We start from the raw sequence: 21118 nt of genomic DNA, 5'->3' as shown, positions 1-21118 counted from the left end.
TTATCGCCCCTCAGGCGTGGGGGCGTCTGATTGGATCAGACCTTCGGTCTTTAGATCGGACCACAAGGCCGAAGGGATCCGTGTTTCAAAAATCTCGACGTTTTGGCGCACCTCGTCTGGGTTAGAGGCCCCCGGAATCACAGTTTTGACCGCAGGATGCCCAAGTGGAAATTGCAACGCGGCCGCAATAAGCGGCACATTATGAGCGGCGCAGACTTTGCTTAGTTGGCGCACCCGGTGCTTGATGTTTTCAGGCGCAGGTTCATAATTGTAACGCGCGCTTTCGATGGCGCCCGTCGCGAGAATGCCCGAATTGTAGGGTCCGCCAAGAATGACCCCAACATCCCGTTCGATGCAAAGCGGCAGAAAGCTGTCCAGTGGTTCTTGTTCAAGCAGCGTATAGCGCCCGGCCAACAGGAAGCCGTCAAAATCCGCTTCGCCCAAAAGACGCGAACAAATCTGCCACGTATTAACCCCGGCCCCGATCCCCGCGATCCGCCCCCCTTCGCGCAGTTCTGTCAGCGCGCGATAGCCACCCTCGCTGAACAATTGACGCAAATTGTGGTCTTCGCCGTCCTGCCCATGGGTGCCCGCATCAAGGTCATGCAAAAGCAACAGATCAATCTGATCCGTCTCAAGGCGCGCAATGCTGTCGTCAAAACTGCGCATGATCGCGTCATAGGTATAGTCGAACACGATCCGTTTTTGCGGCACATCCACAAAAGCTTCGGGCGTCACATCTTCGGGGGCGCAGTCTTCCAAAAGGCGACCCGCTTTGGTTGATAGTGTCAACGCATCCCCATCAAAACGGCGCAACGCATGGGCAAAACGGGTCTCTGATCGGCCAAGACCATATTGCGGGGCGGTATCGAAATACCGGATGCCGGCATCCCATGCTGCGTCCAAGGTGGCTTGTGCCACGCTTTCCTCGATTGGGCGATAAAGGTTACCCAAAGGTGCGCCGCCAAAACCAAGTTGCGTCAGATGGACCGGTCGAGGTGTGCGTTGGTTCAAAGTATGTGTCGAGATCATGGTCATTACACTTTTCAAATAGAGCGAAAAAATTCCGGATGTTCGCGTTCGAGAGGCTCGATCCGTTTGAGCAATTGTTGCAAGTGGCGCGACATCGCAGACTGCGCAGCAACCACGTCGTTGGCATTAATCGCATCCAAAATTGCAACGTGTTCGGTGACGGCGTCAGCAGGGCGGCCGGGTTCGGGCAACATCAACTTACGCGCGCGACGCAGCTGTAGTGTCATTTCTTCCGCCACCTGATTCACCTTGGGGAATCCCGTGAAGCTTAGGATCATTTCATGAAACGCCAGGTCCGCCTCAAAGAAGCCCTGAAAATCCTGATCTTCGACCAGCAGGTGTTGAAGGCGCAGATTGCGCGAAAGCTGTTTAAATTGTTCGGCGCTGTGATCCTTGGCGACACGGGCAACAGCCGCGGTTTCAACCGCTTCTCGCAGGAAATTTTCCTCAAGCAGTTTCGCCATAGAGAACCTGGACACACGGGTCGCTGACTGTGGGATGATGTCGACCAACCCCTCCAAGGACAAGCGTCCCAGCGCCTCTGCAATCGGAGACCGGGAAACGCCCAATTGCTCGCACAGCGCACTTTTCCGCAGAATCGCACCCGGTTCCAACGACATATCCAGAATGCGCCCACGCAACACGGCATAGACGCGCTGCCCTAAGGGGCCTTCCAAACTTTCGATATCAAACGCGTGCTCTAGATTTTTCATCTCGCCCCCAACTGACATGTTAGTTGACACATATTTCCTGTCAAGCTACGCATTGATTATTGAACACGCCTTCTGCCAACCACTGGGAAATACCGAATGAGCTCAGCACCCCGCACTTTAACACTGCATCCGCAGGACAATATCGCCATTGCATTGGCCGATATTGCGGCGGGCGACGTGCACGGTGAGGTGAAAGTGCGGCAGCCCGTGGCACGCGGCCACAAGTTCGCGACAATCCCCATCGCAAACGGTCAAAACGTTCTGCGCTATGGGCAGATTATCGGCCAAGCAACGACAGATATTGCTGCGGGCGATCATGTTCATGGACACAACCTTGGCATGGGCGCGCATGGGCAAGACTATGCACATGCCAGCGAAGCCACACCGCTAAACAGCACCGCGCAAACGCGCACGTTTGATGGTTATCACCGCGCCGACGGTCGGGTCGGCACACGCAACTACCTTGGCATCCTCACATCGGTGAACTGTTCGGGATCGGTCGCGAAGTTCATCGCAGAGGCGGCGGAAAAATCCGGCTTTCTAGATAACTTTCCAAATATTGACGGTATTGTTCCCATCACGCATGGCACCGGTTGCGGCATGTCAGGTGAAAACGAAGGGTATGAGACACTGTTCCGCACCCTTGCAGGGTACGCGCAGCATCCCAACTTTGGTGGCATCCTGTTGATCGGCTTGGGCTGCGAAGTCATGCAGGTCGCGGACCTTGTCGGCGGGCGCCCGATTCGGGCGGACGGCGCGTTGCGGTACATGACGATCCAAGCCGAAGGCGGCACCCGCAAGACCATTGCAAAAGGTCTGACAGAACTGCACGGCATTGCCGAACTTGCCAACACAGCAACACGCAAGCCTGCGCCGATTTCACACCTAATGGTCGGCATGCAATGCGGTGGGTCTGACGGATATTCCGGCATAACAGCGAACCCAGCGCTTGGCGTCGCTTCGGACATGCTGGTGGGCCATGGCGGGACCACGATCCTATCTGAAACCTCTGAAATCTATGGGGCCGAACACCTGCTAACGCGACGTGCGACCAGCATTGAAGTCGGTGAAAAACTGATCGATCGCGTGCGCTGGTGGGAAGATTATACCGCCCGCAACAAAGGCGAAATGGACAACAACCCAAGCCCCGGTAACAAGCGTGGCGGGTTGACGACGATCCTCGAAAAATCACTTGGGGCCGTCGCAAAAAGCGGCAATGCACCACTCACGGACGTTTACCTTTTCGGGGAAAAAATCGACAAATCGGGCTTTGTGTTCATGGACAGCCCCGGCTTTGATCCATGTTCGGTCACGGGCCAAATCGCGTCCGGAGCCAACCTGATCGTGTTCACCACAGGGCGCGGGTCGGTGTCTGGATATATGCCGACGCCCTCGATCAAGGTTGCCACAAATTCCGAAATGTATGCGCGGATGGCCGACGATATGGACGTGAACTGCGGCGACATCATCACCGATGGTGTCAGTCTGGCCGACAAAGGTGCCGAGATGTTCGAGATGTTCATAGCCGTCGCATCCGGGGCGCAGACCAAAAGCGAAGAGCTTGGGTTTGGCGGTGTGGAGTTTGTGCCCTGGCAAATTGGGGCAGTGATGTGATGGTCAATTTGGTCTGTCAGGACAACGGGATTTAACGACGGTTTAAGGTTTGGGAGGGCCTGCGGCATGACGTATCTGGTGGAGTTAAAAGGGATCGAAAAACGGTTTCCCGGCGTACACGCGCTGCGGAACGTGCGTTTCGATTTGCGCCCCGGCGAAGTGCATGCCTTGATGGGCGAAAACGGCGCGGGCAAATCCACATTGATGAAAATCATGTCCGGAATTTACACCCGCGACGGCGGCGAAATGCTGGTCGATGGCGCGCCCGTGAACCCCGAGGGCCCGCGCGCCGCTCAAGAGCTTGGCATTGGCATCATCCACCAAGAACTTAGCCTGATGAACGATCTGACCGCCGCACAAAACGTGCTAATCGGGCGCGAACCGCGGCGCCGGTTTGGCCGCCTGGACGAGGGCGCTTTAAACGCCCGCACCGCCGAGATTTTTGCATCGCTCAATCTGGCGATGGACCCGCGCACTAAGGTCAGCACGCAGACAATCGCGCGCCAGCAGTTGATCGAAATCGCCAAGGCGTTGTCGTATAATCCGCGCGTTTTGATCATGGACGAACCCACTGCCGCTCTGAATGACGCTGAAATCAACGAACTGTTCAAGGTGATCGAAAAGCTAAGAGGCGACGGTGTCGGCATCGTCTACATCAGTCACCGCATGGACGAAATCAAACGTATCGCTGACCGCGTGACGATCCTGCGCGATGGTGCCTACATCGATACGGTGCAGGCCGCCGATACGCCTTTGTCGACGATCATTCAGTTGATGGTTGGCCGCGAAGTCACCCAAGACACGCCCGATATTCCTGACACGTCTAACAGCGACGTTGCTCTTGAAGTGCGCAACCTTTCCCGTGGCAAGGACGTGCGCGATGTCAGCTTTGATGTGCGCAAAGGAGAGATTTTAGGTTTTGCTGGGTTGATGGGCGCAGGCCGTACCGAAGTCGCGCGCATCATATTTGGGGCGGACCCCCGCGACAGCGGCGAGATTATGATCGCTGGCCAAAACGTGGATATCCGTTCACCTGACATGGCCGTTCAAGCGGGCATTGGCTATCTGTCTGAGGACCGCAAGCACTTTGGCTTAGCCATCGACATGACAGTGCGCGCCAACATCGCGATGGCCAATCTGGGCCAGTTCACCAGCCGCGCCGGCGTGTTGGACGAGGCCGCGATGCAGCGCACGGCCGACAAATATATTCAGCAACTCGACATCCGCACGCCGTCTGATTTGCAAGAGGTGCGGTTTCTATCTGGCGGCAATCAGCAAAAGGTTGTCATCGCCAAATGGCTGCTACGAGACTGCGATGTATTGATTTTTGATGAACCCACCCGCGGCATTGATGTCGGCGCCAAATCCGAAATCTATGCCTTGCTGGAAGAACTAGCTGCGCAAGGTCGCGCGATCATCGTGATTTCATCCGAGCTGCCAGAGGTCATGCGCTTGTCTCACCGCATCGCCGTGATGTGCGAAGGACGATTGACCGGGATTTTACCCGGCGGCGCAGAAACCACACAAGAACAGATTATGAAACTTGCCACTCAGACCGACAAAATCAAGGAAACTGCATCATGACCGCGACACCCGATACGTCTCAGCAGGGACTCTTTGAAAAATTCGCGGCAAGTGGCGCGTTTCAGAAAATCCTAGCTTTCACTAGCCTTATCATCCTGTTGATCGGCTTTTCAATTGCGTCACCGAACTTCATGCAAACCTCTAATATGATTGCTATTTTGCAAGCGACTTCGGTGAACGGTGTGTTGGCGATTGCCGCAACACTTGTGATCATCACAGGCGGCATTGATCTGTCTGTCGGCACCTTAATGACGTTCACGGCCGTGATGACCGGGGTTGTGCTGACCAACATTGGCATGCCGCTGCCACTGGGCATTGTCGCGGGCATCGCATCCGGGGCGTTCTGCGGGTTTCTGTCGGGCACGCTTGTGGCCAAAATGAAAATCCCACCTTTCATTGCGACGCTTGGCATGATGCTGATCCTGAAGGGCCTAAGCCTTGTTATTTCCGGCACGCGACCGATCTATTTCAACGACACACCCGGCTTCGATCTGATCTCGCGCGGGTCGTTGATTGGCGAGGTGTTCCCCGCCCTGCCCATCCCCAATGGTGTTTTGATCCTGTTTTTAGTGGCCGGGGGCGTGTCCTATATCCTTAGCCGTACCGTGCTTGGGCGCTATTGCTTTGCCCTTGGCAGCAACGAAGAGGCCGTGCGCCTGTCTGGCGTCAACACGGATCGGTGGAAAATCGCGATCTATACATTGGCGGGCGCGATCGTCGGTATCGGTGGTTTGATCATCGCCTCGCGTCTGAATTCAGCGCAACCCGCCCTTGGGTTGGGCTACGAACTTGAAGCCATCGCCGCTGTCGTCATTGGCGGCACCTCGCTTGCGGGCGGGCGCGGCACGATTGTGGGCACGTTGATTGGCGCGCTGATCATGGCCGTCCTGCTGAATGGCCTGCGAATTTTGTCCGTGGCGCAGGAATGGCAAACCGTCGTGACCGGAGCCATCATTATTCTGGCCGTCTATGCCGATACAGTTCGGCGTCGGAAAGGGAATTAAATCAAGAGGGTCAACAAGGCCCCGCATGCAAAAATACGACCAAATATCAACTCGGAGGAACTAGATATGATGAACAGAAGAACAGTGATCGCGGGCCTAGGCGCGACAGCAGTCATGGGTAGCGTGACAGTGGCCATCGGCCAGACAAAGGCCTATATCCCGCTGATTTCGAAAGGGTTTTCACACCAATTTTGGCAGGCGGTCAAACTTGGGTCGGAAAAGGCTGCTGCGGAATTTGATGTCGAAGTAACCTTTGAAGGTCCCGACAATGAAGGCCAAGTTGACCGTCAGATCGATATGTTGTCTGCGGCATTGTCGAAAAACCCCGCTGCTATCGGGTTCGCAGCCGTCGATAGCCAAGCCGCTATTCCTGTGTTGCGCCAAATCGATGCAGCAGGCGTGCCGGTCATTGCGTTTGACAGCGGTGTTGCCAGCGATATCCCAGTGACCACCTGCACAACGAACAACCTAGCCTCGGCCGCTTTGGCCGCCGATGAAATGGCCAAAGCCATTGGTGGGGCCGGCAAAGTTGCGATCATTTCCCACGACCAAACCAGCGTCACCGGAATCGAACGCGTTGACGGGTTCGTAAATCAGGTCGAAGCAAAGTACCCAGACATTGAGATCGTAACGATCCAATATGGCGGCGGCGATCACTTGATCTCGACCGAAATCACCAAGTCGATCCTGACAGCCAACCCAGATATCAAAGGCATCTTTGGCGCAAACGAAGGGTCAGCTATCGGTGTTCTGAACGGCGTAACCGAAAGCGGATCAGACATCGTGATCATCGGGTACGACAGTGGTGCAGCGCAAAAAGCAGCGGTGCGTTCGGGTGCAATGGCTGGTGCGATCACGCAAAACCCAGTGGGCATCGGTTATGAAACTGTGAAAGCGGCTGTGGCGACGATCAAAGGCGAAACTGTGCCCAAGGTTATCGACACCGGCTTTTTCTATTATAACGCAGCCAACATGGACGAAGATCAGATCGCGTCCGTTCTGTACGATTGATACAAACAAACGCCGCAGCCCTGCACGGGGCTGCGGCATTTGTTTTTTACATTCCGATCTGTGGGTGAGTGGCTGTGTGCCATTTACCAACTAGGTCAAGCACAGAAAACGGCGCGCACATTGCATTGGCGCGCCGTTTTTTTGTTTAGGTTATTCAGGCAATGCCGTCGCAAACCCAACGCCGCCAAAGACAAGCAAGTTAGGAATGATAGCGCAGTCCGCGCAAAGTTCGGGCAAGGCAAACCGCATTGATGCCATGCGCACGTTGGTCCCTAGCACAAAATGCGCCTTATCCTGATCTTGCGCAAATTCCAGAACCTTTGACCCCGGAGTGCGATCGATGTGGGTGAAGGTCTCTCCGTATTCTTTGGTGAAATTGGACAGAATGGAATCTTCGCCCGTATCTGGCAGACCCGCCAACACGATATCAACGTTTGGATCCTTCATCGCGGCGCGGATTGCTTCGGCATCATCCAACGGGCCAACACCATCTGGCAACGGCACATTGGTGCGCACGACGGACATGTTCAGTGGATAATACGCGGGCGTGATATCAGAAATCCCCTTGCGACGCGCGTTGATCGCATAAGCGCCACCGATCACGTCGTAACAGCCATTTGCTTCGCGACCGTCTGCATCGCAGTTCAGGTCATCTGCTGCGGACAACCAACGATACATGTCATTGTTGCCGGCCGAATCCGTATATTCGACCCAGTCGAGCGCGATGTTGGTGTCATAATGCGCATTCAGATATTCCTGCATCATGTTCCACAAATCGACAGACAAACCGACCGGAATAGATGCGTCTTCTTTGCTTGGAATCGCCCACGGCGCGCCAACGCCAATCCAGCCCAACCGGACAGACCCGGTGTCGATCACATGAGACAGCAACGAACCGTCTTTGACCTCTGGATACGGATTATCCTTTGAATTCGCCAACGTCGGGTCAGACAGATCTGGTGCCGGTAGGCCATATTTTTCCAAAACTCCGGGGTATCGCGCATCTTCGACGGCCTCCCCCATCGCGGCGACAATCGCGGCTTTTAAATCTTGTTGTGCAATCGCCGGGGCGGCAAGTGCTGTCAGCGCGGCAATAGCCGCAAGTGACGTCTTAAACATTCTCGTCTCCTCCTTTTTTAGCCAACACCGCTTTGCTTTTTAAGCGCGTCGGCTCTCCTTTCATCCTGCGGACACATGTGCCTAACGCTCTGGCTCCTCCAGGTTGGGCACGCGCCGTTGAATATGCGCGGAGTATGCACGCAGTCCTTGGCCTTTCGTCATCACAAGAAATTGGATCAAGCATCAAGAATCGTAACGTTCGGATTCGGGTCAACCTGCCTCGGGCACAGCCACGCGCAAGGCGGCATCAATTTCGCGGATGCGTGATGCGTTGTCGACAGCAAGCGAGCCGTCGCTGTGATGCAATGCGTTTTCAAAACCAGCGCGGGCCTTGCCACCCAATCGGGCAGCGTGAACAAGGCTTGTGGTTTCTGATTTGCCAAACGCGCACAGCATCCAGTCAAAAACACGGTCTTCGACGCGATCAAATTCTGCAAGATACAAATCCAAATCCAACGCCCCTTCGCTACCTTCGGCGTAGCTACCTTGGACCAATTGGACCAAAATGCGATCCCCCGGCACCTGCCCTCTTAGGACAGCATCGACAAAGGCCGCGACCTCTTTGGGGGAATACAGGATGTGCTGAACATCAACTGCGTTTTCCAACGCCCAATCATAAAAAGCGTGCGCTTTTGCCCAGTCTTCAGGCCCACGCACCATCTCGCGCATCGCCACTGACACATGTGCCGGGCGCAATGCGCGCATCATACCGCGTTGTTCCTGCGCCGTGTATTGCCCCGCCGATTCCGAAGTGACTTGCAAATACATGCCCGGCACAGTGTCCTTTAGGCGATCAAGCAAAGCCTGATAACGCGGCGCATCCAGAAGATGCGCACCTGCTGCGTCACGGATATGCAGATGGACACCGTCGGCCCCGGCCGCATGACACGCGATGGCCGTTTGCACGACCTCATCATCGGTGACGGGCAATTGCGGGTGGTCAGATTTGCCACGGCGCGCGCCATTCGGAGCCACCATTAATCTAGGTAAAGGAGTCACGGTAGCGTCCTCATTTGGCCTGCCGAATATTTATGACCAACGCGCAAAACTGGTTCCTTCCGATCTCTCGATTGGCTCTTGGTATTAAGAATTGACCCGTCAGAACAACTAATAGTATCGTATATCTTCTAGAACAAAAACGGATGGCTGTTTATGAAGCTTCAGCAATTGCGATATTTTGCAGCGGTGTTTGAACAGGGCTCGTTCTCTGCCGCTGCCGAAAAGGTCAACGCCACGCAATCGGGCCTGTCCATGCATGTCAGCCAAATCGAAAAACGGTATGATGTCGTGTTGTTTGAACGTAGCTCATCCGGTGTCACGCCCACAGCGGCCGGCAAGGCGTTTTACCTAGAGGCCGTTAAAGTGTTGGCCGCAGCCAGTCATGCCGAAGATCGCATTCGCGCACTTTCCAAAACGGTGGTGGGACACGTTCGCGTTGGGCTTATGCCCACCTTCACCCGCGCCATTCTGACGTCCGCCTTGTTGCGCTTTGCCAGCGAATACCCCGAAGTGCAGCTGTCGATTTCCGAAGCTTATTCAGGCGCATTGGCCGACGATGTGGCCGAAGGCCTGTTGGACTTTGCGGTTGTTCCAGCCGCTTTTGATTTGCGAGATCAATTTGTTACCCATGCCATGGGCAAAGACCACGAATGCTTAGTTTGTTCGTTAGAACAAGAATTTCCAACACGAGACGGCCAAGTTGTTTTAAAGGATTTACCGCCTCTGCAGCTCGTGCTGCCCGGTAAAAGCAATGCAAGACGCCACAATATCGAAGCTTATTTGGCGGTGAATGGTATCCAAGTCAGAGAACTCATGGAGCTCGACACAATGCATGGCACGTTGGACCTTGTGTCCCGGTCGAACTGGGTTTCGATCCTGCCGCGGGTTCTATGTCTTCCAGATTTGGACGGCAATCGGCGCCGCGTTTTGCCACTTATCGACCCGCCCCTAAGCGTCGATTATATGCGGATCGAAACCAGTTCGCGCCCGCTTAATCAAGCGGCACGGGCCTTTGCCGATATCTTGGAACAAGAGTTGAACACCAGATTGGACGCGCCTTTATCAAGTTCGAACAGCGACTAAGGTCAAAACCAATCATCACTTGAAACACACCCCAAGCGCACCGCTGGTCCATCAGGTTTTCTGATAGCACCCTCGGAAATTAATGGTTTCTACCCTTTGCGCATTTCCCCTTAGCTTTGCCTGACACGATGGCACATTTGCCCGCGTGAATTGGGGGCAGTTTGATGAAACTTGGCTATTTGATGGTTCCGCGCGCAGAGGCCAATGGCGTTCCCACCCGCGACACGGGGCGCGCTCAGTTCGCGCGCGCTTTGGGAATTTCTGAATTCTACACCATTGAGCCACAGGATCATGCCATGGCGGGGCAAACGCTTGTCAGCAGCCCCGAACAGGCCGAGGCATTGCGCACATGCCCTGAACTGTCTGAGCACCGAACCCCTCGGGTGGTTGCGATCGATGGAAGGCGGCAGGCTACCTTTAAACCAGACATTGCAGCAAACCTAACGCGGCCCGCAATAACGCCCGAGCACGTTAAAGCCAATGCGCGTCTGCAGCAGGCGACACTCTCTGTCAGCTGGTTGAACACATCTGATTTGGCCCAGCATTGGTCCGCACATGTGTCAGGCAGCACCCATGCCGGTGTCCGCGCACGCCCGGAAGATTGGCGCATCGCGCGCACGATTCTGGTGTGCAGCGACACGGCCCGGGCCGAAGCAGCGATCAAATCCAAAGACAGCCCTTGCCGCGCATACTATCGCAAGATGGCAGCACCCGGCACGGACATTGATGCCTTAATGGATGAGTGCGTTTTGTATGGATCTCTGGACACTGTTTTGTCTGATCTCGACGGCATCGTGAACGCAACCAGCCACTTTGGGACGCTCACTTTGGTGGATCACGCGTGGCCAGACGAGACCTTGGCACAGCAGTCATTGGCCGCAATTTCTTCGGCTCTTGCGCCAGTCAAACTGCGCAGCCGCACGGCAACTTGATCCGTTAACCGCTTTTAGGTCTTAGGCTGTCGAAAGACGTCATGATGGTTTGACGATACGCTGCGCGTTTGCACAGCCGATCATAATAGGCGCTGAGGTTTGGCAAATCCGCCCGCGTGAAATCCATTGAAAAGTATCGGTACAGCGACGCGCCCACAATAAAATCACCCATCGAAACAGATCGCCCAGCAACAAAGGCGTGACCCTCAAGGTGCTTGTCTAAAAGCGCAAAACTTTTGCTAAGAGCCGCTGCCGCATTGTCACGCGCGTCCGCGCTGCGTTCGGATTTGGGCAAGCGGACTGTCTGGTAAAACAGCGCAATGAAATGCGGATAACAATTGTTCTGAAACCACTCCATCCACATATCTGCCCGCGCCACCTGCGCCGGAGTCGACCCGGAAAAGGCCCCCTGCCCATAGCGGCTGACAAGATAGCGTACGATCGCGTTTGATTCCCAAAGCGTCAGATCACTATCAACCAGCGTCGGTACTCGCTGATTTGGATTCATCGCCACATAGTCCGGCGCCCCCAACCCACCAAATGCGCCACCCAAATCGGTACGCTCATAGGCAAGTTTCAACTCTTCCAGCGTCCATAACACCTTTTGGACATTGACAGAGGTCGTTCTCCCAAAGAGATGCATGTCTCGTCTCCTATAGCAGTCACCTTATTTATCGTATGATAAATTACTAGACGGCAAGCGGGAATTCATGTTTCCTAACCGGGATACAATATTTAACCCCAGCGGAGTCGATGTGGCCAACACACCGCAGCCAGATACCCATGAAGAAACCGCTCCGCGCAGGCGGCGGCTGTCGCGTGACGCGCGCAAGGACGAGATCGTCCAAGCTGCGGTTGCCCAGTTTTCAGAGGCCGGGTTTGACGGCAGCACACGCGACATCGCCCTGCGCGCAGGCATCACGCAGCCCTTGCTGTATCGCTACTTTCCCAGCAAAGAAAACCTGATCGAAGCCGTTTACGAAAAGGTCTATTTGGATCGTTGGAATCCGGCTTGGGATGCGGCGTTAATCGATCGTTCCCGCCCTGTGAAAGACCGTTTTCAAGATTTTTACGAAGAATACGCCCAAACGATTTTTGACCCTGAATGGCTGCGGATTTCTAGCTTTGCAGCCCTACGCAACGCGCAAATCCACGACTGGTACAATCACGTGGTCCAAGAGATGATCCTCAAGCCTTTGGTGCGCGAACGGCGGGTTGAGCTGGGCATGGGAGACACTGTTCTTGTCTCAAAAGACGCGTTGGAAGCGCCGTGGTTGATGCACGGTAGTCTTTTGCATTATGCCAAGCGCCGTTTTATTCTTGAAATAGACGGAATGGGCGAGACCTCTGACGTTATCTCGCAGGCTCTAGATATGTATTTGTTGCTAACGCAAGCAGACGCAGGACAGCCTTGCGCCGACAGTTAGGCTGGGCGCGCGGGGCTTTCGCCCACACTTGCCAACATTCCGGCTACCAAATTACGTCCCAATGATTTTGCGCAAAACGTCGGTAAACGTCTTCATCTGCGCTGCATCAAAGCTTTCGAACACTTCTTTTTCGTGCGTTTTGGCCAGATTCCAGACTTCCTTGGTTTTCGTCGAACCAGCCTCTGTCAACGAAAAGGCATCGCCATCCGCAGCAATCATACCGCGCTCGGTCAAATTAAGGATCGCTTCGCGCACTTCGGACACCGGCGCATTAATATGCCCGACCAATGCCTCGGCGTCGCTGCCGGGCATATCGTTCAACACAATCAAAGTACGCGATTCAATCAGGCTAAGATCTAGCGATTTCAGCTTTGGGCTATAGCTGCCCTGATAGGCACGCACGGCCTGTAACATCATGAAGAACAGGTGGTCATCCATCTGCCCGTCAGATTTGATTTTCGATGCGATATCTTCTGCTTTGGACCCACCGCCGGGATGGCTAAACACCATCGAATAAGACCCTTGGTGAAAGCACAAAGGTGGACGCCCGAAATCGTCAAAGGCAATGACCTTACCGACAAAGATCCAATGATCCCCACCATCCAACTTGTCATAGGTTTCGCATTGAAACCGCCCTGCGCAATTCGGGAAAATCGGCGCGCCGCCCAGACCCGGTTCCCAATCCACACCTGCGAATTTGTCCTCGTTTTGACGGGCAAAATGGTTGGACATGTCCATCTGATCCGAGGCCAGAACATTGACGGCGAAGTGGGACGCAGATTCAAAGATGGCGCAGCTTAAGGAATCCTTGATGCTGCTCCACAAAATCAACGGAGGATCCATCGACAACGAATTGAAGCTACTCGCCGTGACTCCGACTTTTTCGCCATCGGATCCAACGGCTGTGATGATCGTGACACCTGTCGCAAAGTTGCCAAGCGCGCGGCGAAACTCGTGCGGAGTAAATGTGGGTTCGGCGGCGGACTGGGTCATCGTTCTCTCCCGTTCAAATGGACAAGTTTTGCGCGCCTCCCCCCTAAGGAAAGGCACGCAGCGCATAAGGATCAGGCTGCGACGGCAGGTGGTTCTGATTTCGTGGCCTCATCAAGAATCGGCATCACTTTTTCTGCCATCAAGATCATACCTTCGCGGCCCAAATCATAGTCGGTCCAATCGTGCCCAGCATAGACAAGGTGCTGGAATGGTCCGGTTTCTTCGCGCAGTTTCAGAACCTGATCAGCGACGGAACTTGGGTCGCCATGGATGACCAGACGATCCAGCACATAATCCAGCGTCACATCTTCATCCGGCATGTTCTGATCTTCTTTGAACAGGTTCAGGCGTTTGCCGGCCCGCATCTTGGTCAAAAGTTGCGAGTAATAGTAAACATATGGGCTGCCGGGATCGCGGGCATAGGCCCGCGCGGTGGCTTCGTCTTTGGCGACGCAGATATTTTTGGCCACACGCCAGTCTTCATAAGACGGCGTGATGCCACCTTGCTTGCATCCCTCAACATAGTTCGGCCAGTGGGTCGCGGCCCATTTCGGCAACAGGAAGTTCCCCGAGATCGGTTGCCAGCCGCGCGCAGCCATGGCCGTGACACCTTTGGAAAATGGCGCAACAGCAGTGCCGACAATTGGGGGATGCGGCGCTTGGAAGGGTTTGATGATCTCGCCCTGCCCAATGTCCATGTTGGACGTGCGGCCGGTGGTGATATCCCAGAACTCACCCTTAAGGTTATAGGGGGATTCGCCCGCCCAGATATCCAGAACCATGTTGATCGATTCCAAGAACATCGCATTGCGGTCCTTGTCCATCGAGCCAAAAATCTCGGCATCTGACATCAGGCCACCCGGTGAAATGCCGAAGTTCAAGCGCCCCTCTAGCATGTGATCCAGCATCGCAACTTCGGCGGCGATGCGCGCGGGGTGCGAGTTAGGCATGTTGATCGTACCAGTGCCCAAACGAATATTCTTAGTCTCGTAGGCAAGGCTGGCCAGAAAGGCGACACAAGACGTGATGATTTCCGCCTTGTCGGTGGTGTGCTCGCCGCAATAGGCTTCGGCAAAACCCAACTGATCGGCCAGAATGAAGGCTTCGCGATCTTCCTTCAGGCTTTGTGCCACAGGTTTATCCAGCGGATGGATCGGCATGGTAAAGAACGACAGCTTCATGAATTTCTCCTAAACGTTTTGTCTAAGGTGGGGCATTTGGGGCATCACAAAAAATTGTAATTTCTGATGCTCTCCCACAGGTTTTATTATAGCCACCTTCTAAAGCAGGTTTTGTGGCAACAGCGTCGCCAAAATTGGGAACACCACGACCAGCACAGCAACGATCAGAATCATGATCCAATAAGGAATCGCGCCTCGGAAAATGTCGCCCATTGTAACGGTTTCGTCCGGCACCGAAGCTTTGACGGTAAACACCAGCAACCCAAAGGGCGGCGTTAACAGCCCCGCCTCGATCACCAGAATGCCGAAGATCGCAAACGCCAATTCGTCGATCCCGATGAACTGCGCCATAGGTGCGAAAATCGGAACCGTCAGCAGGATGATCGATGTGGAATCGATGAACATTCCCAAGATCAGCCAGACCAGGAAAATCATGAACATGATGATGATCGGGCTGTCACTGATCGAAAACAAGGTGCCTTGGATCACGCTGACCGCGCCGCCCATGGCCAAAAAGCGTGAATACATCGATGCCGTGATCAACAAGATCATCAAAGGTGCGGTGATCTTGCCCGCCCGAAAAATCGCTTCGGAAAGTTGCGGCAACCGCATGCCTTTGGCGAAACCTACCAGCAACGCGCCAATGGCGCCAAAACCCGCCGCCTCGGTCGGTGTCAGGAAACCGCCCCAGATGCCACCGATCACAACGAAAATCAGCCCAATGATCGAAAGACCGCTGATCAATTCGCTGCGTTGTTGTTTCACATCAATTTTGGATACGTCCGGCGGAGGGCACGCAGGTGCAGTATGCGGGCTATAGATCGCAGTGATCACGCAATAGGCGCAAAAGAACGACGCCAATATTAAGCCCGGCAACAAGCCCGCCACAAACAACGCACCGATTGATATTTCGGTCAGCACCGCCCAGACGATCATCAAAATGCTCGGCGGGATCAACATGCCCAGACACGCACTGCCTGCAACGACGCCCAGCGCGTAGCTTTTCTTGTATCCTAGCGCGACCATCTCTGGATATGCGATCCGCGAGAATGTCGCGGCCGACGCAATCGACACGCCCGTGATCGCCGCAAAGACCGAGTTGCCCGAAACCGTCGCCACAGCCAAACAGCCGGGCAGCTTACGCAATCCACGGTTGGCGATTGTATAGATGTCCTTGGCAGCGCCAGATCGGCTTATGAATTCGCCCATCAAAACGAACAGCGGAATGACGATAAAGATGTCTTTGCGCACCGCCTCATAGGCCGTGCTACTGAGCAAAGACAGCGCAATGTCCGCGTTGCCAAGCAGCAAATAGACGCCGATGAAGCTGGCCGTGCCAAGCGCGATTGCAATCTGCACGCCCAAAAAGACCATGATCAAAAGCAACGCGAGAACGATAAAGATAGTGGTGGCCATCAAGTGGTCTCCTGCGGGTGTTAGTGAGAGGTCAGGGCGTTGTGATCATCAAGCGATCCACGCCAATCGGCGATGGTCATGCCAATATAGGCCACAGCCGAAAAGGTCGCCGTAGCGACCACAAGGAAACGAACGGGCCATGTAACGATCCGCAACGCGCCTTCGCCCTCGTATTCACCGATTTGGAAAGCTTCGAACGCCTCGGGCAGTGCTGCATATGCAATGGCTCCAAACAATAATAAGCCTAAGGTGTTACTGACGGTGCGCAAAAGGCGTTGCACAGGTGCGGGCAACGCGTCGCTAAGCAACGTCGTGCGCAGCATTGACGAGGAAAAAATCGCAAGTGGAATCTGCAAGAATGCGACCGCGACGACCGAGCTTTGCAGAATCTCTTTCGTGCCCGGCAAGGGGCTCAGAAACAAGACGCGCCCAAAGACATCGACAAGAATTGTCAGCCCTAGGATCAAAACCCAAACTGAGGACAGCATGTGAATCAGTCGCGACACCTTCACTAAACCATTGAATTGCATAGATTTACACTTTCCTCCCTGCGAAACCTGTCTGACGAATGTACACATACATTTTCCAGAAAACAAAGTTATTTATCAATCGATAACTTTTGGTTTAGTGTGATGGAGGGAGACGAATCCCGGCGGACGTAAAATTCGCCGGAGCAAACTAGGGCCATGTGCCCAAAGGGAGGATAAATGAAATTTACACTTAAAGCAGCGGCAGGGGCCATGTTGGCAACCTTGCTTACGACCGCGCCAGTCTTGGCAGACAGCTTCACGTTTCGCATCGGTTCGGGCCACCCAAAGGGACCAGCCCCTTATGTGACCACGATGTCCGACTTTTTTGCGGTCGAAGTGAAAAAGCGCGTTGAAGAGCAAACCGATCACACCGTGACTTTTGTCGAGGCCTATGGCGGGTCAATCGCCGGCGTTGCCGAAACACTTGAGTCGGTACAACAAGGTATTTTGGATTTTGGCGGCTATTGCATCTGCTTTGAACCGTCCAAACTGTTCTTGCACAACTTCCCTTACTATCTGGCCTTTGGTCCGCAGAAATCTTCGGACGCGATTGCAGCGGCGCGGATCGTTTATGAAGAAAATCCATGGCTCAAAGAGACCTTTGAAACCGACTATGATCAGGTCTTTCTTGGTCTAGGCGTTTGGGACAACTACCACCTTGGCACGACATTTGAATGGTCCGAGATCTCAGACCTGAAAGGCGTCAAAGTTGGCGGTGCGGGCCCAAACTTGGCTTGGCTGGAATACATTCAGTCGATCCCGGTCCAGTCTACTTTGCCCGAAGGGTATCTGGCCTTGAAAACCGGCGTCTATGATGGCTGGTTGATGGTTCCATCTGCCTACAACGGTTTCAAGTTCTATGAGCCCGCGCCCTATTACACCCTGATCGGGTTTGGTGCGATGCCGGTGATTGCATTGACCGCCAACAAAAAGACGATGGAATCGCTGCCCGAAGACGTGCGCGCAATCGTTCTTGAAGTCGGTGCAGAGTGGGAAGAACGCAACGGCGCCGCCATGGACAAAGTCCAAGACTTTGGCTTGGGCAAACTGGCTGAAAACGATGCGGTTATTAAAACGTTGCCAGAGTCCGTGCGCGTCGAATGGGCACAAAGCCTTGAGGCATTCCCCAAGGCGCAAGTGGCCGATGCAGAAGGTCGCGGGTTCCCCGGTAAGGCCGTGATGCAAAGCTATATCGATGCCGCCAAGACCGTTGGCCACGAATGGCCTGTTGAATATCCGCTGGACTAATATTCGCGGTTTAAAACACCATGTGGGGCGCGTCGGAATGCGCCCCACATCTGCCCCACGCACGGGGCGACACTGTGCGCATCCCAACAAAGGAAAATCTGACGATGAATGATGTTGTTCTGAATTCTATTGCAAGCGGACTGGAAGACGGACCCGGCCTATTGCTCAGCAACGGGATTGGCACAACCACCCGCGCTTGGGAACCGCAACTGCAGCTGCTTGAACAGTTCTTCAAAGTGGTGCGCTATGACACGCGCGGACATGGCGACAGCCCGACCCCCGAAGGGCCTTATTCATTTGATATGTTGGTCGCAGACGCCTTTGGTGTGATGGACCGCCACGGGCTAGAAACAGCCAGCGTAATGGGCTGTTCCCTTGGCAGTATGACGGCCATGGGCATGGGCCTTGCGCACCCCGAACGCGTTACGCGTATCGTGTGCACCGCCGCGCGTGCAGATGGGCCGCCGCCGTTCGTACAAAGCTGGGATGACCGCATTGCCGTGATTGCTGAAAAGGGCATCGCAGGCCTGTGGGGTGGCGCCGTCGGCAACTGGTTGACCCCTGAATTTCGCGAGGCAAACCCCGACGTGATCGCGATGATGCAAAGCGAGTTCATGAAAACCACCCCCGAAGGGTACGGCGGTTGTGCCATCGCGCTTAAGGGTCTCGATTATCTTAAAGACCTACCAAATATGAAAGTGCCGATGCTATTCGTCGCAGGCAGCGACGACAAAGGCGCAACACCAGAAACCATGCAAGCCATGGCCGCAGCCTGCCCCGGCAGCGCATATGCACTTGTCGAAAACGCAGGCCACATCATCAACCGAAACCAGGCCGAAGCGTTCAACCTTGCGATCTGCGAATTTCTCGGGATGTGCGGGACTTAACTGCAAAATTGCATGTACGAAGCCGGGTCATGGCACGGCTTCGTACATTTAAACCGATAATCTCCATCAGGAATTATGTCGCCGCAGGCAGTGGAAACACACCTTAACATCAGCCAAGTAGACGCAAGGCCTTGCAATAGACGCCCAAAGAACTTTGACCTGAAAGGAAGAAAACCATGAGCGAAAAATTGACCCCAGATGCGCAGGTTCCGGCCCTCAAACTGCCGCTGGTCGGCGGTGGCACCTTTGACATCAGCCAAGAGAGCCCCGAAAACTTTACAATGGTCCTTTTCTATCGCGGCCTGCACTGCCCGGTTTGTAAGAACTACCTTGGCGGCTTGGCGGCCCTGCTTGACGATTTCGAAGCCGCCGGTTTTTCGGTCGTTGTTGCATCGATGAACGGCAAGGAACTGGCTGAAAAAGCAGCTGCCGAATGGGAACTGGGTCGCACGCGCGTGGCCTACGATGTCACCCTTGAAGATGCCAAAAACTGGGGTCTTTGGGTTTCCAAAGCCTTCAAAGATGTCGAAGCCGATATCTTTACTGAACCAGGCCTGTTCTGGGTGCGCCCCGATGGCAAGCTGTACCTTGCCGACATTTCCAACATGCCTTGGGCCCGCCCTGACTTGAAAAACCTCTTGTCAAAAGTCGGCTACGCGCTGGAACACAACTATCCTGCACGCGGCACATATACTGGTTAAATCCTATCGAGAACCTGACCCTACGAGGGTTAGGTTCTCGTTTCCACTTACGTGCCTTTACTGCCCACAGGCACACGTGAATTTTCGAACGCCTCCCTCAAGCCCCTTCCGGGCTTCGGCGCGACGAACACAAGCCTTTTGACGGTTTCGCCAATCGCGTTGCCCGCGCCATCCATAGCCCCCCCAATCACTGACATGAAACGCCGATACGCACCTTAGTAAGTCCGCTAGGGCTCCTAAAATAGTGAATTCCGAAAAAGCAAAACGAAAACGCCGCAGCACGCAGCACAGCACCCAAAAAATATAATCTAGTTGACAGAAGAATTGCGCCCACTTTATCGTTAGCATGCAAGCGATAGGAGCGCGTCTTGAGCTTTGAACAACCACAATCGTTGCAAACAGCGTTGAGTGCTTTGGATACGCATTCTTTTAAGGTTCTCGCTGGCGGAACAGATGTGTTTCCGTCGGCGCCACCCGGGCCAATGACGCAAATGATCTTGGATGTAACGCGCATCGACGGATTAAGCGGTGTGACCCACAAGGACGGGATGACACGCATTGGGGCCGCAACAACTTGGACCGACATCGTTCAGGCCCAGCTTCCTGACGCATTTCTAGGTCTGCAAGCAGCCGCACGCGAGGTCGGCAGCATACAAATTCAGAATGCAGGCACGATCGCAGGCAACATTTGCAATGCGTCCCCGGCGGCTGATGGTGTGCCCGCCCTGCTGGCATTGAATGCGCGCGTCGAAATCGCGAGCGCTTCGCGTGAACTGCGCATTGTGGCCTTGTCCGACTTCATTTTGGGCGTTCGTAAAACGGCGTTGGCTGCGGACGAATTGGTCACTGCTGTGTTGATCCCTGATCAGCCGCCCGGCACTGGGTCGGCCTTTGAAAAACTGGGCGGACGCCGCTATTTGGTGATTTCAATTTGCATGACGGCAGCGAACATCTTGCTCGACCATCAAGGCCGCATCGCAAGGGCGTGGGTTGCCGTCGGGTCTTGTTCTGTAATCGCGCAACGCCTGCACGCCCTTGAGACAGATATGATCGGGCAACATCCCGAAAATGTGCAGGTGACTCAGGCACATTTGTCGCCACTGTCCCCAATTGACGACGTACGCGGCAGCGGTGCCTATCGGCTTGATGTCGTGAAAGAGCAATGCAAACGCGCGATCATAAAGGCCGCGCAGCGATGAACCAACGCGTATCACCCCCTCAGGTCACTTTCGAATTAAACGGCAGCCCCGTGTCTGCGGCGGCAACGCCAAATCAGCGGCTGTCAGAAATTCTTCGCGAATCTTGTGGTGCGCGCGACGTTAAGATCGGTTGCGATGCCGGCGATTGCGGGGCCTGTACCGTTTTGATCGACGACAAACCCGTATGTGCCTGTTTGACGGCAGCGCATCAGGTCAATGGGCGGCGGGTCGATACGGTGGCTGGGCTGCATGCCACTGATCCGACAGCCAAAGCACTGGCCCAAAGGTTTCAGGATCACGGCGCGGCGCAATGCGGGATTTGCACGCCGGGAATGGTTGTGTCGGCCGTTGCATTGCTGCGCAACACGCCGTCGCCGTCGCCGGAACAGGTCCAAGACGCTTTGGGCGGTGTGCTGTGTCGCTGCACCGGTTATCGCAAAATTAT

21 protein-coding genes are annotated in these 21118 nt (G+C 54.7%); 12 read left to right on the top strand and 9 right to left on the bottom strand.

Features of this window, described 5'->3' with window-relative positions:
* Nucleotides 1-1032, bottom strand: coding sequence for an aldo/keto reductase (locus ABJF76_RS11280; RefSeq protein WP_413820133.1), 1032 nt, complete (start codon nucleotides 1030-1032; stop codon nucleotides 1-3).
* 14 nt (nucleotides 1033-1046) lie between these two features.
* Entirely contained in the window at nucleotides 1047-1745 is a 699-nt protein-coding gene (locus ABJF76_RS11275) for a GntR family transcriptional regulator (protein WP_413820132.1), read from the bottom strand.
* 96 nt (nucleotides 1746-1841) lie between these two features.
* Between ABJF76_RS11275 and ABJF76_RS11270 the strand changes: the two genes are divergently transcribed.
* The 4 genes from ABJF76_RS11270 to ABJF76_RS11255 all read left to right on the top strand — a co-directional run bounded on the left by ABJF76_RS11270 (nucleotide 1842) and on the right by ABJF76_RS11255 (nucleotide 6958).
* Nucleotides 1842-3359 (top strand): UxaA family hydrolase, encoded by a 1518-nt coding sequence (locus ABJF76_RS11270; protein WP_413820131.1) that lies wholly within the window; start codon nucleotides 1842-1844, stop codon nucleotides 3357-3359.
* 66 nt (nucleotides 3360-3425) lie between these two features.
* Complete coding sequence (locus ABJF76_RS11265) at nucleotides 3426-4943, top strand: sugar ABC transporter ATP-binding protein (protein ID WP_413820130.1); 1518 nt, start codon at nucleotides 3426-3428, stop codon at nucleotides 4941-4943.
* Entirely contained in the window at nucleotides 4940-5947 is a 1008-nt protein-coding gene (locus ABJF76_RS11260) for an ABC transporter permease (RefSeq protein WP_413820129.1), read from the top strand. Before ABJF76_RS11265 ends, ABJF76_RS11260 begins: the two co-directional genes overlap by 4 nt.
* A gap of 66 nt (nucleotides 5948-6013) precedes the next feature.
* A complete protein-coding gene (locus ABJF76_RS11255; protein ID WP_413820128.1) occupies nucleotides 6014-6958 on the top strand; it encodes an ABC transporter substrate-binding protein in 945 nt (314 codons plus the stop codon).
* Nucleotides 6959-7108: 150 nt separating this feature from the next.
* On the opposite strand, the gene ABJF76_RS11250 is transcribed toward ABJF76_RS11255, so the two are convergent.
* Together ABJF76_RS11250 and ABJF76_RS11245 are read right to left on the bottom strand one after the other, a co-directional pair.
* Nucleotides 7109-8077, bottom strand: coding sequence for a hypothetical protein (locus ABJF76_RS11250; protein WP_413820127.1), 969 nt, complete (start codon nucleotides 8075-8077; stop codon nucleotides 7109-7111).
* Between the two features lie 210 nt (nucleotides 8078-8287).
* Nucleotides 8288-9076: a 3-keto-5-aminohexanoate cleavage protein gene (locus tag ABJF76_RS11245; protein ID WP_413820126.1), complete on the bottom strand. Its 789-nt coding sequence runs from the start codon at nucleotides 9074-9076 to the stop codon at nucleotides 8288-8290.
* 153 nt (nucleotides 9077-9229) lie between these two features.
* On the opposite strand from ABJF76_RS11245, the gene ABJF76_RS11240 reads away from it, so the two are divergent.
* Together ABJF76_RS11240 and ABJF76_RS11235 are read left to right on the top strand one after the other, a co-directional pair.
* Entirely contained in the window at nucleotides 9230-10159 is a 930-nt protein-coding gene (locus tag ABJF76_RS11240) for a LysR family transcriptional regulator (protein WP_413820125.1), read from the top strand.
* Between the two features lie 164 nt (nucleotides 10160-10323).
* Nucleotides 10324-11091 carry a hypothetical protein gene (locus ABJF76_RS11235; protein ID WP_413820124.1) on the top strand — a complete coding sequence of 256 codons (768 nt, stop codon included), beginning with the start codon at nucleotides 10324-10326 and terminating at the stop codon, nucleotides 11089-11091.
* Between the two features lie 4 nt (nucleotides 11092-11095).
* Here ABJF76_RS11235 and ABJF76_RS11230 read toward each other — a convergent pair whose 3' ends face one another.
* Nucleotides 11096-11734 (bottom strand): glutathione S-transferase family protein, encoded by a 639-nt coding sequence (locus tag ABJF76_RS11230; protein ID WP_413820123.1) that lies wholly within the window; start codon nucleotides 11732-11734, stop codon nucleotides 11096-11098.
* Nucleotides 11735-11801: 67 nt separating this feature from the next.
* Here ABJF76_RS11230 and ABJF76_RS11225 point away from each other — a divergent pair, with 67 nt between their 5' ends.
* A complete protein-coding gene (locus ABJF76_RS11225; protein WP_413820122.1) occupies nucleotides 11802-12518 on the top strand; it encodes a TetR/AcrR family transcriptional regulator in 717 nt (238 codons plus the stop codon).
* A gap of 51 nt (nucleotides 12519-12569) precedes the next feature.
* Here the strand turns inward: ABJF76_RS11225 and ABJF76_RS11220 are convergent, their stop codons facing one another.
* The 4 genes from ABJF76_RS11220 to ABJF76_RS11205 form a co-directional block, all read right to left on the bottom strand.
* Entirely contained in the window at nucleotides 12570-13511 is a 942-nt protein-coding gene (locus tag ABJF76_RS11220; protein ID WP_413820121.1) for a p-hydroxyphenylacetate 3-hydroxylase reductase component, read from the bottom strand.
* A 71-nt stretch (nucleotides 13512-13582) separates the two neighbouring features.
* On the bottom strand, nucleotides 13583-14692 hold the full coding sequence (locus ABJF76_RS11215) for an LLM class flavin-dependent oxidoreductase (RefSeq protein ID WP_413820120.1): 1110 nt from the start codon (nucleotides 14690-14692) through the stop codon (nucleotides 13583-13585).
* A gap of 99 nt (nucleotides 14693-14791) precedes the next feature.
* Nucleotides 14792-16108 carry a TRAP transporter large permease gene (locus tag ABJF76_RS11210; protein ID WP_413820119.1) on the bottom strand — a complete coding sequence of 439 codons (1317 nt, stop codon included), beginning with the start codon at nucleotides 16106-16108 and terminating at the stop codon, nucleotides 14792-14794.
* Nucleotides 16109-16128: 20 nt separating this feature from the next.
* A complete protein-coding gene (locus ABJF76_RS11205; protein WP_413820118.1) occupies nucleotides 16129-16614 on the bottom strand; it encodes a TRAP transporter small permease in 486 nt (161 codons plus the stop codon).
* A gap of 201 nt (nucleotides 16615-16815) precedes the next feature.
* On the opposite strand from ABJF76_RS11205, the gene ABJF76_RS11200 reads away from it, so the two are divergent.
* The 5 genes from ABJF76_RS11200 to ABJF76_RS11180 all read left to right on the top strand — a co-directional run.
* A complete protein-coding gene (locus ABJF76_RS11200) occupies nucleotides 16816-17886 on the top strand; it encodes a C4-dicarboxylate TRAP transporter substrate-binding protein (RefSeq protein WP_413820117.1) in 1071 nt (356 codons plus the stop codon).
* A gap of 104 nt (nucleotides 17887-17990) precedes the next feature.
* Nucleotides 17991-18773 (top strand): alpha/beta fold hydrolase, encoded by a 783-nt coding sequence (locus tag ABJF76_RS11195; protein ID WP_413820116.1) that lies wholly within the window; start codon nucleotides 17991-17993, stop codon nucleotides 18771-18773.
* A 176-nt stretch (nucleotides 18774-18949) separates the two neighbouring features.
* Nucleotides 18950-19474, top strand: coding sequence for a redoxin domain-containing protein (locus ABJF76_RS11190; protein ID WP_413820115.1), 525 nt, complete (start codon nucleotides 18950-18952; stop codon nucleotides 19472-19474).
* 368 nt (nucleotides 19475-19842) lie between these two features.
* Nucleotides 19843-20673: an FAD binding domain-containing protein gene (locus ABJF76_RS11185; RefSeq protein WP_413820114.1), complete on the top strand. Its 831-nt coding sequence runs from the start codon at nucleotides 19843-19845 to the stop codon at nucleotides 20671-20673.
* Nucleotides 20670-21118, top strand: a 449-nt coding sequence (locus ABJF76_RS11180) for a (2Fe-2S)-binding protein (protein ID WP_413822569.1), incomplete at its 3' end; no start/stop codon positions are given. The genes ABJF76_RS11185 and ABJF76_RS11180, both read left to right, overlap by 4 nt.

Origin of the sequence: Tateyamaria sp. (assembly GCF_039940735.1) — a bacterium.
GTDB lineage: Bacteria > Pseudomonadota > Alphaproteobacteria > Rhodobacterales > Rhodobacteraceae > Tateyamaria.
This window is presented reverse-complemented; position numbering and strand designations above follow the sequence as displayed.